The organism is Pseudomonadota bacterium (assembly GCA_039815145.1).
Classification (GTDB): domain Bacteria; phylum Pseudomonadota; class Gammaproteobacteria; order Steroidobacterales; family JBCBZW01; genus JBCBZW01.
This window is the reverse complement of sequence record JBCBZW010000007.1, coordinates 80,316-97,487: the sequence shown is the minus strand read 5'-3', so window position 1 is coordinate 97,487 and position 17,172 is coordinate 80,316. Positions and strand designations below refer to the sequence as shown.

At 67.5% G+C, this 17,172-nt stretch carries 14 protein-coding genes; 6 read left to right on the top strand and 8 right to left on the bottom strand.

All coding sequences use genetic code 11. The features are described from left to right. The 4 genes from AAF184_03905 to AAF184_03890 form a co-directional block, all read right to left on the bottom strand. Positions 1-270: hypothetical protein (locus AAF184_03905; GenBank protein ID MEO0421455.1), on the bottom strand; the 270-nt coding region annotated here is incomplete at its 3' end. 69 nt (positions 271-339) lie between these two features. Beyond that, positions 340-1,761 carry a VWA-like domain-containing protein gene (locus AAF184_03900; protein ID MEO0421454.1) on the bottom strand — a complete coding sequence of 474 codons (1,422 nt, stop codon included), beginning with the start codon at positions 1,759-1,761 and terminating at the stop codon, positions 340-342. Beyond that, positions 1,758-2,861, bottom strand: coding sequence for a MoxR family ATPase (locus AAF184_03895; protein MEO0421453.1), 1,104 nt, complete (start codon positions 2,859-2,861; stop codon positions 1,758-1,760). Before AAF184_03895 ends, AAF184_03900 begins: the two co-directional genes overlap by 4 nt. A 26-nt stretch (positions 2,862-2,887) precedes the next feature. Continuing rightward, positions 2,888-3,931 (bottom strand): hypothetical protein, encoded by a 1,044-nt coding sequence (locus AAF184_03890; protein MEO0421452.1) that lies wholly within the window; start codon positions 3,929-3,931, stop codon positions 2,888-2,890. Between the two features lie 165 nt (positions 3,932-4,096). On the opposite strand from AAF184_03890, the gene AAF184_03885 reads away from it, so the two are divergent. Then, positions 4,097-4,636 carry an NUDIX hydrolase gene (locus AAF184_03885; protein ID MEO0421451.1) on the top strand — a complete coding sequence of 180 codons (540 nt, stop codon included), beginning with the start codon at positions 4,097-4,099 and terminating at the stop codon, positions 4,634-4,636. A 58-nt stretch (positions 4,637-4,694) separates the two neighbouring features. Continuing rightward, positions 4,695-5,018 carry a ferredoxin FdxA gene (gene fdxA / locus AAF184_03880; GenBank protein ID MEO0421450.1) on the top strand — a complete coding sequence of 108 codons (324 nt, stop codon included), beginning with the start codon at positions 4,695-4,697 and terminating at the stop codon, positions 5,016-5,018. A 66-nt stretch (positions 5,019-5,084) separates the two neighbouring features. On the opposite strand, the gene AAF184_03875 is transcribed toward fdxA, so the two are convergent. From AAF184_03875 to AAF184_03865, 3 genes are all read right to left on the bottom strand, one after another. Then, on the bottom strand, positions 5,085-5,861 hold the full coding sequence (locus tag AAF184_03875; protein MEO0421449.1) for a thioredoxin fold domain-containing protein: 777 nt from the start codon (positions 5,859-5,861) through the stop codon (positions 5,085-5,087). Between the two features lie 210 nt (positions 5,862-6,071). Continuing rightward, a complete protein-coding gene (gene xerD, locus AAF184_03870; GenBank protein MEO0421448.1) occupies positions 6,072-6,965 on the bottom strand; it encodes a site-specific tyrosine recombinase XerD in 894 nt (297 codons plus the stop codon). 350 nt (positions 6,966-7,315) lie between these two features. Further along, entirely contained in the window at positions 7,316-10,804 is a 3,489-nt protein-coding gene (locus tag AAF184_03865; GenBank protein MEO0421447.1) for a methylmalonyl-CoA mutase family protein, read from the bottom strand. Positions 10,805-11,104: 300 nt separating this feature from the next. Here AAF184_03865 and AAF184_03860 point away from each other — a divergent pair, with 300 nt between their 5' ends. Continuing rightward, complete coding sequence (locus AAF184_03860; protein ID MEO0421446.1) at positions 11,105-12,223, top strand: Glu/Leu/Phe/Val dehydrogenase dimerization domain-containing protein; 1,119 nt, start codon at positions 11,105-11,107, stop codon at positions 12,221-12,223. 23 nt (positions 12,224-12,246) lie between these two features. On the opposite strand, the gene AAF184_03855 is transcribed toward AAF184_03860, so the two are convergent. Further along, complete coding sequence (locus AAF184_03855) at positions 12,247-12,906, bottom strand: TetR/AcrR family transcriptional regulator (protein ID MEO0421445.1); 660 nt, start codon at positions 12,904-12,906, stop codon at positions 12,247-12,249. A gap of 223 nt (positions 12,907-13,129) precedes the next feature. Between AAF184_03855 and AAF184_03850 the strand changes: the two genes are divergently transcribed. From AAF184_03850 to AAF184_03840, 3 genes are read left to right on the top strand one after another with little or no spacing between them, the layout of a single operon-like run. After that, positions 13,130-14,302, top strand: coding sequence for an isovaleryl-CoA dehydrogenase (locus AAF184_03850; protein ID MEO0421444.1), 1,173 nt, complete (start codon positions 13,130-13,132; stop codon positions 14,300-14,302). Between the two features lie 37 nt (positions 14,303-14,339). Then, complete coding sequence (locus AAF184_03845) at positions 14,340-15,530, top strand: acetyl-CoA C-acyltransferase (GenBank protein ID MEO0421443.1); 1,191 nt, start codon at positions 14,340-14,342, stop codon at positions 15,528-15,530. Positions 15,531-15,539: 9 nt separating this feature from the next. Further along, positions 15,540-17,147: a carboxyl transferase domain-containing protein gene (locus AAF184_03840; protein ID MEO0421442.1), complete on the top strand. Its 1,608-nt coding sequence runs from the start codon at positions 15,540-15,542 to the stop codon at positions 17,145-17,147. The last annotated feature ends 25 nt before the right edge of the window (positions 17,148-17,172 follow it).

The following is a 17,172-nucleotide window of genomic DNA, read 5'->3' as shown; positions in this document are numbered from 1 at the left end:
GGGCATGACGAAGTGGGAGGACAAATCATGCAGGGTGACGGCGTCACCCTCGGCGATGGGTAGGTCCGCAGCGGTGAGATAGCCCGGCGCCACCCGCTCCACGCGTCCGTCGCGTATGACGACGCTGGAGGTGTCGAGCACCTCTGCCCCGGGCACCGGTAGCAGTTGGCCGGCATGCACGACGGTCCACTGCGCCGCCTTCGTCAAAGGGGACGCCAACGCCAACCCCACCAGCAGCAACGCCGCGCTGCGTCGAACCCGTCTCGTCATCGCTCAGTCCCCTGCCGTCAACCGTTCTCCAATGTACACGAGGACGCGGTGGCGGCGCCTCTCGACCACCTAGTCGAGGAGCAGACGACGGCCGAAGGGCGTCTCCACCTCAGCGGCGCTCGCAGGAGTGGCCCAGATCACTGGCCAACGGGGACGCAGGCGGGCGGGACCCTCAAGGTCCGTGAGCACCACACCGATGTCCGGTCGCAACTCGTCGGCCGCTTCGAGCAGCGGCGTGAAGTCCGTGCCGCCGCCGCCATCGATATCCAAGGTCGGCACACTGAACGGCATGCCGGGACGGAAGTGCTTCACGTGACGCACCTGATCATCGCCGACGATCAAGCTCACGTGCGCTTCGCAACGCCGGCCGATGGCCGTGATCTCGCCGCAAAAGCGCCGTAGCAACGGCTCATCGATGGACCCTGAGACATCGACCATGACCACCAACCGCGTGACAGCCCGCAGCGACGAGGTGCCCGGCTCGAAGGGCATGCGTCGCCCGCGGCTGTCGCGCCCCTGGTTGGCGAGCCAGGACCGGGCCGGGCGCGACCAGCTGATCGAGGTAAGCGGCGCGAGGCCTCGCGCCAGCCACGTGCGCAGCAGCGCCTGCCACGGCGTCCGCGGCATCGGCACGTCGGCGAGTAGTTCTCTTAGCAAGGAGTGGGCGCCGTCGCGGGCGTGGCCGCGTGAGATGCGCTCGCGCCAATCGCGCGCCCGTTCGGCCTCCGCCTCAGGGGCATCGCCGGCCGCGGCGGGCAGGAGATCACGGGGCTCGCCGGCGGCGAGGTCGCGGGTGGCGCTGGCGCGGGGCCCATCGGTCATCTGATCGAGATCGGATGCGCGTTGCGCGCTGGAGGCCGCACGCTCCGCCGAGTCCTCCTCCTGCTGCTGCGGATCGCCGCCTTGGCCACCGCTCCCCTGCTGGCCCTCGCCCTCCCCCGCGCTCGCCTCCTGGCGACCGCCACCGCCCCCACCGCTGGCGGAGCGCCCCTGGCGATCGTCGATGGCACGATACAAGCGCTCGACGTCCCATTCGAGGAGCGACTTCTCCACCGGCTCATCGATGCGCAACACGCGGGACAGCAAGGCCTCCAGGCGCACGGCGCGCGGTGACAGCTCCAACCAACTGAGGTGCCCAAGGGCACTGTTGACGATCGCATCGGCGCAGGCGTTGAAGAGCTCGGGATCGACGTCGCCGACCACCTGACGCAGGGCCTCGCTCCGCTGCGGATGGCGCAGGGCCACGTGCAACACCTGGTGCGCGACGAGCCCCGTCTGGCGCGCCAGGGTGAGCCCCTCGAAGGCGGGGCCGTAGCGGATCTCCTCACCGTCCGTAGCCGCCTCGAGCTCGCGCTTGCCGAGGTCGTCATCGTCGCGATGGGCGATCCACAGGGCGAGGCTGCCGGTGGCGGGGGCGTATTCCACCATGCGCTGGATCGCGCGCGTGCCGCGATGCTCGTGCACGGCACCGGCGGGCGAGGTGGTGGTCATGCGCTGGCGTCGTCGCGCTGGGCCACGTAGCGCTGGTAGACGGGGCTCTCCAGGATCGCCCCCTCCAAGCCCTGGTTGAGGGCCCGTTCGAACAGCAACTCCATGGTGAGCGTCTGCGCCTCGCGGATGGGCAGGGGCTGCTGGGCTTTGGTGTCCGGCAGCTGCTCGATGATCTCCAGGGCCCGGGTCACGCGCGCCGATTCATCGCAGGCAGCCAGGAGGCCGTAGATCATGCCGTACAGGGCATCGAGGGTGCGCGGCAGCAGCTCGGCGGTCTCGGGCCCCGCCTTGGCGGCGAGCAGTTCGAGCACGTTGGTGCCCGCTTCGATCTCGCGCAGCACGCCGAAGAACTCGGCGGCGTTGGCCGCGCCGATGCGTCCCTGCACGAACAACCGTTGCTGCTCAGGATCGGCGTTCGACTGCAGCACCCGCGAGACGTCCTCCCAGCCCCGTGGACTGGCGCCGACGAGGTGGTCGTTCGCCACCTGCGAGGCGGTGTCGTCGAGGCGATCGGGTCGTACCTTCAGATAGGCCATGACCTGTGGCGCGAGGCCGTTGGCCAGGGCGTAAGCGAGGAACGCATCCACCGTGCTCTGCACGTTGAAGTGGAACATGCGATCGGCCAGTGCCGTGCCCATGTCGTGGCTCACGGCGCCGTGGAAGGCGGCGTTGCCCGCGGCCACCACCAGCCAGCCGTCCGGTAGGCGGTAGTTGCCGACGCGACGATCGAGGATCAGGGAGTAGGCGCTGATCTGCAGGCGCTGATCGGCGGCGGTGAGTTCATCGAGAAACAGGATGCCCTCGGGGTTCGAGCCGTCGGGCAGGAACTCCGGCGGAAACCACACCGTGCGCTGCTGCTCGTCGTCCGCGTAGATGGCACCGCGGATGTCCACCGGCTCGATGCTGGTCAGGCGCAGGTCCACCAACGGTACCTGATGGTGCTCGGCCACCTGGCGCACGATCGAGGACTTGCCGACACCGCGCGTGCCCCACAGCATCGTCGCGCGCTGGCGCAGCACCGGATCGGCGAACTGACCGAGCAGGGCCGACTTGGCAGCGGTGATCGAGACCGCCGGGATGTTCATGGGATTGGCCTGCACCAACGATCTCCTGGGTGCTAATGGAACTATTTGTTAGGGGGCGTCGCCGCCGGCTGCAACCACACGGTTTGCTTCAGGGGTGTCGGGCGCGGCGGTATCTCCAGCACGGGCAGCTCGCGCAGGGAGAAGAAGGCGATCAGCGCCACCGTGGGCAGCTGGAAGATGATCACGAGGAAGCCGGGGTTCTTCGCCGTGGGCAGGAACATCAGACTCGGCGTGATGATCATGAAGGCGACCAACGCCAGGGCGGGCGAGATCCGCTGCAGCGCCGCGCGCCAGCGGGCGCTCTTGTGGCGCGTGTGATACTCGCCAGGCCCCGCGGCGAGCGTCTGCGCGACGTGACTCACGATGCCGTCGACGGCGGCTTCGGCCTCGCGCGTCCGGTCGGGTTCCTTCGGCGGCACGCGCAAGGAGCCTCGCCAGCCGCGATGGGACGTCTTGCGCAGAGGCCGCCAGGCCCGGCCAGCGACGGAGAGAAAATCGTCCGGCAGCAGCAGATGCGCGCCGTCGTCGAGGGCCTGCAAGCGCACCTCCAACGGCGATCCCGCCAGCGTGTGCTCCACGGTCATCAACGCTCCCTGCGCGAAGCGCGCGTGGGCCGCGTCGATCTGCGGCGCCGGTGTGCCGCTCTGCGCGCTCGACGAGCGAATTCGATAGCTGCGCGCGAGCCAGGTGCCATCGATCTCGCGCCAGTGACGCGCCAGGGGGACAGACGTCACCCACTCGAGCAGGCGGGCGACCGGCTTGCCCGTGGCCTTGAGGGTCGCCACGAGTTCACCCTCCGGGGTGGTGGCCCTCAGCTGGCGCTCGAGCACGAAGCTGTCCCCTGAGCGCTCCGGCGCCTCGAGGGTGAGGTGCTCGGTGACCGCGGGCATCGATTCGGTGGCCGGATGCTCGAGGGGCTTGAAGTCGAGGCGCCGCCGAGCCCGATCGCTCGCCTCCAGGTCCACCTGGCGGTCGGCGGCGGAGAACGGCGCCACCAGCTCCAGCACGTCGTGGTGCGTGAGCGGCGTGCGCACTTCGTCCGCGTTGGGCACACGCTTGCCGTAGATGTACTGGAGGTTCGACATGGCTGGAGGGCTCACTCCCCAGGAGACGCTACAGAGGGCCAGACCCGCCATTGGACACGATGCGCACGGCTTCGCCAAGCAACGCCCCTGCGCTTCGCGAGAGAGAGAACAGGCAAGGGCCGTACGGTGGCCACCGTCGCGCCGAGGGAGGATAATCGCAGCCCTATGAACTTCTGCACCAACTGTGGCCATCCCGTTACCCAACGGGTCCCGCCCGGCGACAACCTTCCCCGCTACGTCTGCGACAACTGCCACACGATCCACTACATCAACCCACGCAACGTGGTGGGCTGCGTCGTGGAGTGGGAGGGCAGCATCCTGCTCTGTCGCCGCGCCATCGAGCCCCGCCACGGCTACTGGACGGCCCCGGCGGGCTTCATGGAGTGTAGCGAGACGGTCGCTGAAGGCGCCGCCCGCGAGGTACGGGAAGAGGCCTTGGCGGAGGTGGACATGGGCTCCATGCTCGCCGTGGTCAACGTGCCCCACGTGGATCAGGTGCACATCATGTTCCGCGCCACCCTGCGCGACGGTCAGTACGGTGTGGGGGAGGAGACGCTCGAGTCAGCGCTGGTGCCGATCGAGGACATTCCCTGGGACGAACTCGCCTTCCCCAGCGTGCGCTTCTCCCTCGAACGCTACCTGGACGACCGCCGCGATCAGGTGGAGCGATTGCACATGACGCGCGTGGAGCGCATGAAGCGCTGACTGTGGCACACTAGCGTCTATTCTTGTTGACACTTAAGAGAAACGGAGTTCCAGGCGAATGACCTTCGTGGTTACCGAATCGTGCATCAAGTGCAAATACACCGACTGCGTGGAAGTGTGCCCCGTCGACTGCTTTCACGAGGGACCGAACTTCCTCGTAATCGACCCGGAGGAGTGCATCGACTGCACCCTGTGCGAGCCGGAGTGCCCGGTCGAGGCGATCTACTCGGAGGACGAGTTGCCCGATGGGCAGCACCAGTTCCTCGAGCTCAACGCCGAGCTGTCCAAGAACTGGCCGGTGATCACGGAGAAGAAGGACTCTCCGGACGATGCGGGCGAGTGGGATAAGGTGGAAGACAAGCTCCAATACCTGGAGCGCTGAACGCAATCAGCCGCTGCGCCCCGATGTGGAACGCAGCGGCTGAGGATGCTAGCGAACGAAGAGCGATCAGCTTTCGTTGCCGCCCGCGATCTGCTCCAGGCGCGCCTTCAGCTGCGGTGCCGGCAGGTAGCCCCCGATCAGATAACCGCTCTCGGTGACGATAGCCGGCGTCCCGGTGACGCCGGCGTTACGTCCCACGTTCCAGCCCTTGTCCACCGCATCGGTCTCGCAGGACTCGGCCTGCACATCGATACCAGCCTTGGCATTGGTGAGCGCCGCGTTGCGATCGTCAGCGCAGAACACCTCGACGGCCTTGGTCCACGACGGCGAGTTCGGGCCGCTGCGCGGGTACAGGGCGTAGCTCACCTTGATGCCGAGATCGTTCAGCTGGGCGATCTCCTGGTGCAGCTTGCGGCAGTAGCCGCAGTCGATGTCCGTGAAGACGGTGATCGAGTGCTCCACCGGCTTGCCCTCGGGGGCGAAGACGACCGTGGACTCGGGATCCAGCTCGGACATCAGCGACAGGCGCGCGCCGCTGCGACGCATCTCCGTCACGTTCTCGCGCGTCTCCAGATCGATCATGTCGCCCTGGATCACGTAGCGAGCGTCTTCGGACATGTAGTAGACGGCCGTGCCACCCCCGACAGCCACTTCGTACAGGTTGGGGATGGTCGACTCCTTCACCTCCGCGTCGGTGAAGTTAGGCATGCGCTCCACGAGGGCAGCGGCCACCTGGTCGGTCTTCGACAGGGCCTTCTCAGCGGCGGGATCGGCCGCCTGCGCGCCCATCGCGCACAGCAGCGAGGCAGCGGCCGCCGAGGCCACCGGGATCGAGCGGATCATGTTGTATTTCATTGGAATTCGGCCTTGAGGCTGGGTTGCGAGTTAGTTGCGTCGATTCGACCGCCGGGTCGGCGCGAAGTTCGCTGGTCCCACACGGCGCCAGGGTCTTGCGACGGATCGCAAGCGAGTCTATCAGACCCTCATGGCGGAATGATTGGGTGGGGAAGGCGAGGCCGCTGAGCGCCCTCGCCGAGCATCCGCGGCTGGGGGTCAGCCGCGGGGATGATGCTCGGAGTGGATGTCCTTCAGGCGCTCGCGGGCCACGTGGGTGTAGATCTGCGTCGTCGACAGATCGCTGTGGCCGAGCAGCATCTGCACCACGCGCAGGTCAGCGCCGTGGTTCAGCAGATGGGTCGCGAAGGCGTGGCGCAGCGTGTGCGGCGAGAGATCGCCGTCGATGCCGGCCGCCTTGGCGTAGCGCTTGATGATGTGCCAGAAGGCCTGGCGCGTCATGCGATCGCCGCGTCGGGTGGGGAAGAGATACTCGGTCTGGCGCTCGAGGAGGATCTCCAGGCGAGGGCCTTCGATAAAGCGCTGCAACCAGGTCTGCGCCTCTTCGCCGAGGGGAATCAGGCGCTCGCGATCACCTTTACCGGAGATGCGCACCACGCCCTGCACCAGGCTCACTTCCGTGTAGCGCAGGTTGATGAGCTCGGTCACGCGCAGGCCGGTGGCGTACAACACTTCGAGCATCGTGCGATCGCGGCAACCGAGCGGATCGGAGACGTTAGGTGCTCCGAGCAACGACTCCACCTCTTCCTCGGTCAGGGACTTCGGCAAGGTGCGGCCGATCTTCGGCATTTGAATGTGCGCGGTCGGGTCTTCCTGCAGCTTGCCCTCGCGCACCATGTAGCGGTACAGGCGACGGAAGCTGGAGAGCTGACGTGCGGTCGAGCGCGGACGGGCGCCGCCCTCAACGCGGTGATCGATGAACTGCACGAGGACCTCTCGATCCACGTCGAGCAGCCCCATGTCCTTCTCGGCCAACCAGCGGGCCAGGGACATCAGGTCCGCCCGATAGGCAGACAACGTGTTCTTCGACAGGCCTCTCTCCGCCCAGATGGCATCGAGGAAGCGGTCGATTACACCTTCCGCCTGCGCCACTCGGGGCGAGGGCGGCTCGTCTTTCTTCGCTTTATTAAGCGGCACCACCGCATTCACCGGCTCCACCTCTATCTCACCCGCGTTGTCGCAACTCAGAAGCATCGGTCGCATCCCTTGCAGCCTGGCCTTCCGTTGGCGGTCCGACCTGTGGGCGCAACGTAAGTCCGCCCGGAGTACAGGCAGAGTATGGCGAGGCGCGGCGCAGGGGGCCGTGAACCTATTCACATATCGCACTTGACGCGGAGGGCGCGCGAACTACGTCACAGTTCCGCGCTTCGAGTGTGACGTACTCGCTATTGTTGCGGCGCACCAAGGGATCCTGGTGCACAAAGCGGCCTGCCTAGGGTGGTCTACAAGTTACGCCGGTAACGCCCCCCCACGCGATAGAGCGCGTCACTGATCGTACCCAACGAGCAGTGGCGCACGGCCACCATCAGGTGATCGAAGAGGTTGTCGCCCGTGCGGGCCGCCCCCTGCAACGCGGCCAGCGCCTCGGCGCCGGGGTCCCGGCCGTTGGCGACGAAGGCCTCGACCGCCGCCACCTGCTGACGCTTCTCCTCCTCAGAGGATCGGATCAGCTCGTTCTCGGTCTGTTCCTCCTCGCTCGCCTCGCCGCCCTCCTTGAGGAAGGTGTTGACGCCGATGATGGGCAGGCTGCCGTCGTGCTTTCGCGCTTCGTACAGCATGCTTTCATCCTGGATACGACCGCGCTGGTACATGGTCTCCATCGCCCCCAGCACGCCGCCGCGCTCGGCGAGGCGTTCGAACTCCGCGTACACCGCATCTTCTACCGCGCGCGTCAGCTCCTCGATTACGAAGGAACCCTGCCAGGGGTTCTGGTTCTGGTTGATGCCGAGCTCGCGGTTGATGATCAGCTGGATCGCCATGGCCCGGCGCACGGAGTCCTCGGTCGGCGTGGTCAGGGCCTCGTCGAAGGCATTGGTGTGCAGGCTGTTGCAGCTGTCGAACAGGGCGTACATGGCCTGCAGGGTGGTGCGGATGTCGTTGAACTGGATCTCCTGCGCGTGGAGGCTCCGGCCCGAGGTCTGGATGTGGTACTTCAGCATCTGGCTGCGCGGCGAGGCGCCGTAGCGCTCGCGCATGGCCCGCGCCCAGATCCGTCGCGCTACGCGCCCGATCACCGCGTACTCCGGATCCATGCCGTTGGAGAAGAAGAAGCTCAGGTTCGGCGCGAAGCTGTCGATGGGCAGGCCGCGGCTCAGGTAGTACTCGACGATGGTGAAGCCGTTGGCCAGGGTGAAGGCGAGCTGGGAGATCGGGTTCGCCCCTGCCTCAGCGATGTGATAGCCGCTCACGGACACGCTGTAGAAATTGCGCACGCCGTTGTGGCTGAAGTACTCCTGCACGTCGCCCATCAGGCGCATGGCGAACTCGGTGGAGAAGATGCAGGTGTTCTGCGCCTGGTCCTCCTTCAGGATGTCCGCCTGCACGGTACCGCGCACGGCGCGAAGCGCGTCGTCCCGGATCTTCGCGTACACCTCCGGCTCCACCACGGCGGCGCCATGGGTGCCGAGCAACCCCAGACCCAGCCCGTCGTGCGTGCCAGGCAGGTCACCTTGGTAGACGGCTCCGCTCACCGCCAGGTCCTTGCGCACCTGATCCAGTTGCCCCTGCTCGCGCAGGTAGCGCTCGACCTGCTGGTCGATGGCCGTGTTCAGGAACATGGCCATCAGCACGGGCGCCGGGCCGTTGATGGTCATCGACACGGACGTGGTGGGCGCGCACAGGTCGAAACCCGAGTAGAGCTTCTTCATGTCGTCCAGCGTCGCGATGGAGACGCCGGCGTTGCCGATCTTGCCGTAGATGTCCGGACGCGTGGCCGGGTCCTCGCCGTAGAGGGTGACCGAATCGAAGGCGGTGGACAGGCGCGTGGTCGACTGGCCGGCGGCCAGGTAGTGGAAGCGTCGGTTGGTGCGCTCCGGCGTGCCCTCACCGGCGAACATCCGCGTTGGGTCCTCCGCTTCGCGACGGTAGGGGTAGACGCCCGCCGTGTAGGGGTAGGCACCGGGCAGGTTCTCCTCCATGAGGAACCGCAGCAGGTCGCCCCAGTCGCGTCGATCGGGCACGGCGATCTTCGGCAGCGACAGGCCGGAGAGGCTCTGGGTGTAGTTGTCGCCTTCGATGGTGCGGCCGCGCACCTGGTAGGCGTAGCGTTCGCTGCGAGCGGCGTCGGCCCGTGCCGGCCACTCGCGAAGCAGGCCCAGGCCCTCGGCGCCGATACGCTCCAGCGCTTCGTTGTAGCGAGCGACGAGGGCGTCGACGCCGTCGCGTACCGCAGCGGGTATGTCGAGCGCCGCCAGCTGCGCCTCACCGAGGGTCTCGAAGGCTGGTAGAGGCGCGCCGTCCGGCAGCAACGCCTGCAGAGCGCCGAAGCAGGCGTACGCGCGACTCGCCGCGTCCGCTGCGGCGTCAATCGTGGCACGCACATCGCGGCCACTGGCCACGATCTCCGCCAGGTAGCGTTCACGCGCGGCCGGCACCAACGGTTCGTTGCTGCCCGCGGGCACCTCCGTGCTCACCGCCCCGGGCGCGTTCTGCTTGCCGTCGGCAGACCAGGCGGCCGCCCCGCCACGCAGGCCGCGTGCCTCGCTGCTCTCCCCCAGGGCCCCGCACAGGGCGGCGAACAAGCGGTTCACCCCGGCATCGTTGAAGCGGCTGGCGATCGCCGGGTATACCGGAACCTCCTCGTCGGGCACGTCGAAGCGCACGCGGTTGCGCCGCCACTGCTTGCGAATCTCGCGCAGGGCATCTTCCGAACCGCGCCTTTCGAATTTGTTGAGAACGATGAGATCGGCGAAGTCCAGCATGTCGATCTTCTCGAGCTGGCTGGGTGCGCCGAAATCGACGGTCATCACGTAGAGCGAGAGATCCACCAGGTCGACGATCTGCGTATCGCTCTGGCCGATACCGGCGGTCTCGACGACGACGAGATCGAAACCCGTGTGAGTGAGCAGGTTGATGCAATCGCCCAGCACTTCGGCCGTGGCCAGGTGCTGGCGTCGGGTGGCGAGGGAGCGCATGAAGATGCGATCGCTCGCCAGCGAGTTCATGCGGATCCGATCCCCGAGCAGGGCGCCTCCCGTGCGTCGACGCGTGGGATCCACGGCGAGCACCCCCACCCGGTACTCGGGGAAGGTGGCGAGGATGCGCTGGAGCAACTCATCGAGCAGGCTGCTCTTGCCCGCACCACCCGTACCGGTGATGCCGATCACCGGCGGCCGCGCGTGCTCGCCAGGACGCGACACCAGCGAGGACAGATCGGTCTGCCCCTCCTCCAAGGCGCTGATAGCGCGGGCAATCGCCGTGTGATCCTCCGCGCGCAGCGAGCGATTCTGTTCGCCGGCGAGCCCTGGCCGGTTCACTTCGCCGGCCCGCTCGATCACATCGTCGATCATGCCCTCGAGGCCCAGGCGCAGGCCGTCGTTGGGGCTGTAGACACGAGTCACGCCGTAGGCTTCGAGGTCGCGAATTTCCTCCGGGCTGATCGTGCCACCGCCGCCGGCGAACACGCGGATGTGTTGCGCGCCGTAGTGGGCCAGGCGGTCGACCATGTACTTGAAGTACTCGACGTGACCACCCTGGTAGGACGAGCACGCGATACCGGCGGCATCCTCTTGCACTGCCGCGCGCACGACCTCCTCGACACTACGGTTGTGGCCGAGGTGAACGACCTCCGCCCCCTTGGCCAGGAGCAGGCGGCGCATGATGTTAATTGCGGCGTCGTGGCCGTCGAAGAGCGACGCTGCGGTGACGAAGCGCACGGGCGGACGATCGACGGCCGACTGGCGGTTATCGACGGCAGATAGCGGTGCATTCATCGGTTTTGAGCTCTTTCGGTTGAACTTGAGTTAGCAGGCGACAGCGTACCCTTACGCGGCGCTGCGGATCTTGTGTACCGGGGCAATTGGTTTCACATGAAATTTTTTGCACTGCGCAAGCAGACTGATAACAGGAGTGCTTTCATCGCTCGCTTTCGTCGATGATCGAAGACGACTTCCCATCGCGCGTTCTTGCGCTAGAATGCCGCCCCACTCGGCACAGTCGTGCCTGTTCAGAACGCGCCAGGGCGCCCCGGCCTCAAAGCCCGGAGACTCGCTGCCCAGCGCCACGGAGGTCCCATGCAACTGTTCGACATCCTCGCGGAGCAAGGTCACGAAGAGGTGGTCTTCTTCCACCACAAGGAATCGGGTCTGCGCGCCATCGTTGCCATCCACAACACCACCCTCGGCCCCGCCCTCGGCGGCCTGCGCATGTGGCCCTACTCCAGCGAGGCTGATGCGGTGAAGGACGTGCTGCGCCTCTCCCGCGGCATGACCTACAAGGCGGCCGTGGCTGGACTGAATCTCGGCGGCGGCAAGGCGGTGCTGATCGGCGATCCCGAGACGCACAAGAGCGAGGCCCTGTTCCGCGCCCTCGGCCGCTTCATCGGCTCCCTCGGTGGGCGCTACATCACGGCCGAAGACGTGGGCACCACGGTCGAGGACATGGAGTACATCTTCCAGGAGACCGATCGCGTGGTCGGCGTGCACCCGGTGCACGGCGGTAGCGGCGATCCCTCCCCCTTCACCGCGGCCGGCACCCTCGAGGGCATCCGCGCCTGCCTCAACAAGCGCTACGGCCATACGGACTTGTCCAAGCTCGCGTACGCCGTACAGGGCGTGGGCAGCGTCGGCGGCAAGCTCGCCGTGCTGCTGCGCGAGCGCGGCGCCAAGGTGTTCGCCTGCGACCTCAACGAAGATCGCGTCCAGCAGCTGGCCGACGAGCACGGCATCGAGCCCGTGCCCATGAGCGAGATCTACGACGTGGACGCCCAAGTGTTCGCCCCCTGCGCCCTCGGCGGCATCATCAACGCCGACACCGTGCCGCGCCTGCGCTGCGACATCGTCTGCGGCAGCGCCAACAACCAGCTCGAGAGCGAGGAATGGGGTACCGAGCTCGAGGCGCGCAACATCCTCTACGCACCGGACTACGCGGTGAACTCCGGCGGTTTGATCAACGTCGCCCTGGAGCTTCAGGGCTACGACCGGGGTCGCGCCTACCAGGCTATCGAAACCATTTACACGAGCGTCGGCAACATCTTCGGCATCGCCGAGCGCGACGGCATCCCCTCCTGGCAGGCGGCCAACCGCCTCGCCGAGGAGCGCATCCGTGCCGTCTCCAGCACGCGCATGCCGTACACGCTGCGCTTCAAGGATCGCTTGAGCGGTCGCAAGCCCTGGCGCCCCTCGCAGGGCTAGGGGCCTACACGCCAAACCCGGCGTCACGCGGACGCCGGGGCACGCGGTGCAAGGCCGCGTACGAAGGTGTCGAACAACGCCTCGCCCAACTCCTCCGGCGAGGCCGGGCCATCCTCCCGGTACCAACGACTCAACCAGTGCAGGGCGCCGAAGACGGCAAAGTCCGTCATCCGGATATCTGCTTCGGCGGCGATCGAACCGTCCTCGATACCCGCCTTCAAGATGGCGCGCAGGCGCGCGTCCAAGTCCTTCAGAAAGGCCGTCATCTGGCCGCGGATGTCGTCGCTGTGCGGCAGGGAGCCGATCTGCACGCCGCAGGCGCCCACGGGGGTCGCCATCATCCGCGCGTAGTGCACGAAAAACAGGCGTAAGCGCTCGAGGCCCGTGGCCGCCGAGCTCGCCGCCGCCATCACCGCCTTCGACTCCTCGGTGATGATGCGCAGGATCTCCACGGCGATGTCGTCCTTGCCGGAGACGTAGTGGTAGAGCGCCCCTTTAGTGACGTTCAGACGCTCCGCCAGCTCGTTCAGGGAGGTGGCGTGAAACCCCTTCTCGTTAAACAGGATAGCGGCGTGTTCGGCGATCACCCGGCGCTTGATGGCGTGCTGGGCCTCCCGGTCGGGCACCGTCGCAGCCCAGGGCGTGGGGCCCGCCGCGGCACCGCCCACGGGCTCCCGGGACACCTCGTAACTTCCTGTTGAATCTGTACTTTCCGTCATCGTCGCACTCCAAAAGCCGGGTCGCAGAGGACGCAGGAACGGCCGCCGCCGCCGCCTCGACTGGGGGACGAAAACGCTTGTGATCGACCCAGGGTTTAATCTAATCTACCGCACGGTAGAACTTTCGCCAACTCGGTCGAACTGTGCCGCCCCACCCGGCGAGCGCGTCTGTGCCCTGGAGCCTGCGATGAGCCTGTTCAACACCCACATCAACGACGATCTCGACATGCTGCGCGAGTCCGTGCGCCGCTTTGCCGAGACCCAGATCGCCCCGCTCGCCGAGGAGATCGACGCCACCAACACCTTCCCCCAGCCCCTGTGGCAGGAGCTGGGTGAGATGGGCCTGCTCGGCATGACCGTCGACGAGCAGTACGGCGGCTCCAGCCTCGGCTATCTGGCCCATTTGGTGGCGATGGAGGAGATCTCGCGCGCCTCGGCGTCCGTCGGCCTCTCCTACGGCGCCCACTCCAACCTGTGCCTGAACAACCTCTTCCTGCACGCCACGCCCAACCAGCGTGAGAAGTACGTGCCGAAGCTGTGTACGGGCGAATGGGTGGGGGCGCTCGCGATGTCCGAGCCCGGCGCGGGTTCCGACGTGGTCGGCTCCATGGCGTGCACAGCGCGCCGCGAGGGCGATCACTTCGTGGCCAACGGCAACAAGATGTGGATCACCAACGGCCCCGAGGCCGACGTGCTCGTGGTCTACATGCGCACGGACACGAGCTCGCGCGGCTCGCGCGGCATCACCGCCTTCATCGTCGAGAAGGGCATGGAAGGCTTCCGCACGGCGCAGAAGCTCGACAAGCTCGGCATGCGCGGCTCCAACACCTGTGAGCTGGTCTTCGAGGACTGCCGCATTCCGGTCGAGAACGTGCTCGGCACCATCGATGAGGGCGTCTACATTCTGATGGCGGGCCTCGACTCCGAGCGCCTCGTGCTCACCGGCGGCCCCCTCGGCATCATGCAGGCCTGCATGGACCTCGTGCTGCCCTACGTGCACGAGCGCAAACAGTTCGGTCAGCCGATCGGCGAGTTCGGCATCATGCAGGCTAAGCTAGCGGATATGTACGCCTCCCTGGCGGCCACTCGCGCCCTCGCCTACCGCACGGCCGAGCAGTTCGACGCCGGTCGCCCGACCCGCCAGGACGCCGCCGCTGCGCTCATGCTCGGCTCCTGCAACGCCGTGAAGCATGCCCTGGAGGCCGTGCAGATCCTCGGCGGCAACGGCTACATCAACGATTACCCCGCAGGGCGACTCCTGCGCGACGCCAAGCTCTACGAGATCGGCGCCGGCACCACGGAGATCCGCCAGATGCTGATCGGCCGCGAGCTTTACCGCGCGTCCGCTCCGGCGTCCTAAGCGCCGCCCCCCAACCACGAACACTGAGGAATCAGCCATGAGTGCAGACTCCGTCGTCATCGTCGCCGCCCGCCGCACTCCGTTGGGTGCGTTCCAGGGCGCCCTCGCCCCCGTGCCAGCGCCCGAGCTTGGCGCCCACGCCATCCGCGCCGCCGTCGCCGACGCTGGCCTCAAGGGCGATGAGATCTCTGAGGTGCTGATGGGCTGCGTGCTGCCCGCCGGCCTCGGCCAGGCGCCGGCACGCCAGGCCGCCCTCGCCGCGGGCCTCGACCTGCGTGTGGGCTGCACCACCGTGAGCAAGGTGTGCGGCTCCGGCATGAAGGCCGTGATGCTCGGCGCCGACCTCATCCGCGCCGGCTCCGCCTCCATCGTCGTCGCCGGTGGCATGGAGTCCATGACCAACGCGCCGTACCTCACGATGGGCGCGCGCGGCGGATTGCGCATGGGGCATCAGGAACTGCTCGATCATATGTTCTTCGACGGGCTTCAGAACCCCGCCGACAAGCGCATGATGGGCGACTTCGCCGAGATCACCGCTGGCGAGTACGCCTTCAGCCGTGACGACCAGGACGCCTTCGCGATCCAGTCGGTGGAGCGCGCCCTCGCCGCCGCCGCCGACGGTCGCTTCGACGCCGAGATCGTGCCCGTCGAGGTCACGCACCGTCGCAAGACCAACACCGTAAGCGTGGACGAAGAGCCGCCGCGCTGCGATCTCGATCGCATCCGCTCCCTGAAGCCCGCCTTCAAGCGCGACGGCGGCACCGTGACCGCGGCCTCGTCCTCCTCCATCTCCGACGGCGCCGCGGCCCTGGTGCTCATGAGCGAGGCGGAAGCCGAACGCCGCGGCCTCACGCCGTTGGCGCGGATCGCCGGGCACTCGGGCCACGCGCAGGAGCCCGAGTGGTTCACCACGGCCCCCGTGAAGGCGATCGCCAACGTGCAGGACATGCTCGGCTGGACGCCGCCCGACGTACAGCTCTACGAGATCAACGAAGCCTTCGCCGTGGTCACCATGGCCGCCATGCGCGACCTCAAGCTCGACCCGGCCCAGGTGAACGTGCACGGCGGTGCCTGCGCCCTCGGCCACCCGATCGGCGCGACCGGCGCCCGCATCCTCGTCACCCTGGTGCACGCCCTGCGTCAGCACGAGGGTAGCGGTCGCGGCATCGCCTCCCTGTGCATCGGCGGAGGCGAGGCCACGGCCGTCGCCGTCGAGCGCGTGAGCTAAGGGAACCTAATGCCCGTACTGAGTAGCCAGATCGATCCGCGCTCGGAGGCTTTCCAGCGCAGCGACGCCCACCACCGGCGCCTGGCGCAGGACCTGCGCGAGCGCCTCGCCCAGGTGCGCCTCGGCGGCGGCGAGCGCGCCCGTGAGCGTCACCTCTCACGCGGCAAGCTGCTGCCGCGTGATCGCATCGATGCGCTCCTCGACCCGGGCAGTGCCTTCCTGGAGCTCTCCGCCCTCGCCGCGGTCGATCTATACGATGGGCAGGCGCCAAGCGCTGGCGTGGTCGCAGGTATCGGTCGCATCGCGGGTACGGAGGCGGTGATCGTCGCCAACGACGCCACGGTCAAGGGCGGCGCCTACTTCCCGATGACGGTGAAGAAGCACCTGCGCGCACAGGAGGTCGCCCTCGAGAACCGGCTCCCCTGCATCTACCTCGTGGACTCCGGCGGTGCCTTCCTGCCTCTGCAGGACGAGGTGTTCCCCGATCGCGATCACTTCGGCCGCATCTTCTACCACCAGGCGCGGCTCTCGGCGGCGGGGATCCCGCAGATCGCGGTGGTCATGGGCAGTTGCACTGCCGGGGGCGCGTACGTGCCGGCGATGTGTGATGAGTCGATCATCGTGCGCAAGCAGGGCACCGTGTTTCTCGGCGGCCCGCCCCTGGTGAAGGCCGCCACGGGGGAGATCGTGGACGCGGAGACCCTCGGCGGCGGCGACGTCCATTGCCGCACCTCCGGCGTCACCGACTACCTGGCCGACAACGACGCGCACGCGCTGGAACTCGCCCGCGGCGTGGTCAGCCACCTGAACCAGCCCGCCCCGATCGCGCCGGACCGCGCGCCACGCCCGCCGCGCTACGCGCCGGAGGAGATCTACGGCTTGCTGCCGACGGAGAACCGCTACCCCTACGACGTGCGCGAAGTGATCGCGCGCCTCGTGGACGACTCGGCGTTCGAGGAGTTCAAGCCACTCTACGGCAAGACCCTGGTCACGGGCTTCGCCCACCTCGGTGGCTACCGGGTGGGGATCATCGCCAACAACGGCATCCTCTTCTCGGAGAGCGCGCTGAAGGGCGCGCACTTCATTCAGCTGTGCAACCAGCGCGGCATCCCCCTGCTGTTCCTGCAGAACATCTCCGGCTTCATGGTCGGCTCGAAGTACGAGCAGGCCGGCATCGCCAAGGACGGCGCCAAGATGGTGAACGCCGTGGCCACGAGCGTCGTGCCCAAGCTCACGGTGATCATCGGCGGCAGCTTCGGCGCCGGTAACTACGCCATGTGCGGGCGCGCCTACGGCGGGCGCTTCCTCTGGAGCTGGCCCAACGCGCGCATCTCCGTGATGGGCGGCGAGCAGGCCGCTTCCGTGCTGGCGCAGATCCGTCGCGACGGCCTCGAAGCCCGCGGCGGCGAGTGGCCCGAGGCCGAAGAGCAGGCCTTCAAGGACGAGATCGCCGGCCAGTACGAGGCCCAGGGCAACCCCTACCACGCCACGGCCCGCCTGTGGGATGACGGCGTGATCGATCCGGTGGACACCCGTCGCGTCCTGTCCCTGGCCCTCTCCAGCGTCCTGCGCGTGCCGCGCGACGATGGCCCGGGCTACGGCGTGTTCCGCATGTAAGCCAACGTTTTTCGAAGGTACTTAG

Excerpts from the sequence above, each read along its gene's own strand:
- AAF184_03890 (MEO0421452.1), bottom strand. The coding sequence starts at position 3,931 with ATGTCGAACCTCCAGTACATCTACGGCAAGCGTGTGCCCAACGCGGAC.
- AAF184_03850 (MEO0421444.1), top strand. The coding sequence starts at position 13,130 with ATGAGCCTGTTCAACACCCACATCAACGACGATCTCGACATGCTGCGC.
- AAF184_03860 (MEO0421446.1), top strand. The coding sequence starts at position 11,105 with ATGCAACTGTTCGACATCCTCGCGGAGCAAGGTCACGAAGAGGTGGTC.
- AAF184_03845 (MEO0421443.1), top strand. The coding sequence starts at position 14,340 with ATGAGTGCAGACTCCGTCGTCATCGTCGCCGCCCGCCGCACTCCGTTG.
- AAF184_03840 (MEO0421442.1), top strand. The coding sequence starts at position 15,540 with ATGCCCGTACTGAGTAGCCAGATCGATCCGCGCTCGGAGGCTTTCCAG.
- fdxA (MEO0421450.1), top strand. The coding sequence starts at position 4,695 with ATGACCTTCGTGGTTACCGAATCGTGCATCAAGTGCAAATACACCGAC.
- AAF184_03885 (MEO0421451.1), top strand. The coding sequence starts at position 4,097 with ATGAACTTCTGCACCAACTGTGGCCATCCCGTTACCCAACGGGTCCCG.
- AAF184_03865 (MEO0421447.1), bottom strand. The coding sequence starts at position 10,804 with ATGAATGCACCGCTATCTGCCGTCGATAACCGCCAGTCGGCCGTCGAT.
- AAF184_03900 (MEO0421454.1), bottom strand. The coding sequence starts at position 1,761 with ATGACCACCACCTCGCCCGCCGGTGCCGTGCACGAGCATCGCGGCACG.
- AAF184_03875 (MEO0421449.1), bottom strand. The coding sequence starts at position 5,861 with ATGATCCGCTCGATCCCGGTGGCCTCGGCGGCCGCTGCCTCGCTGCTG.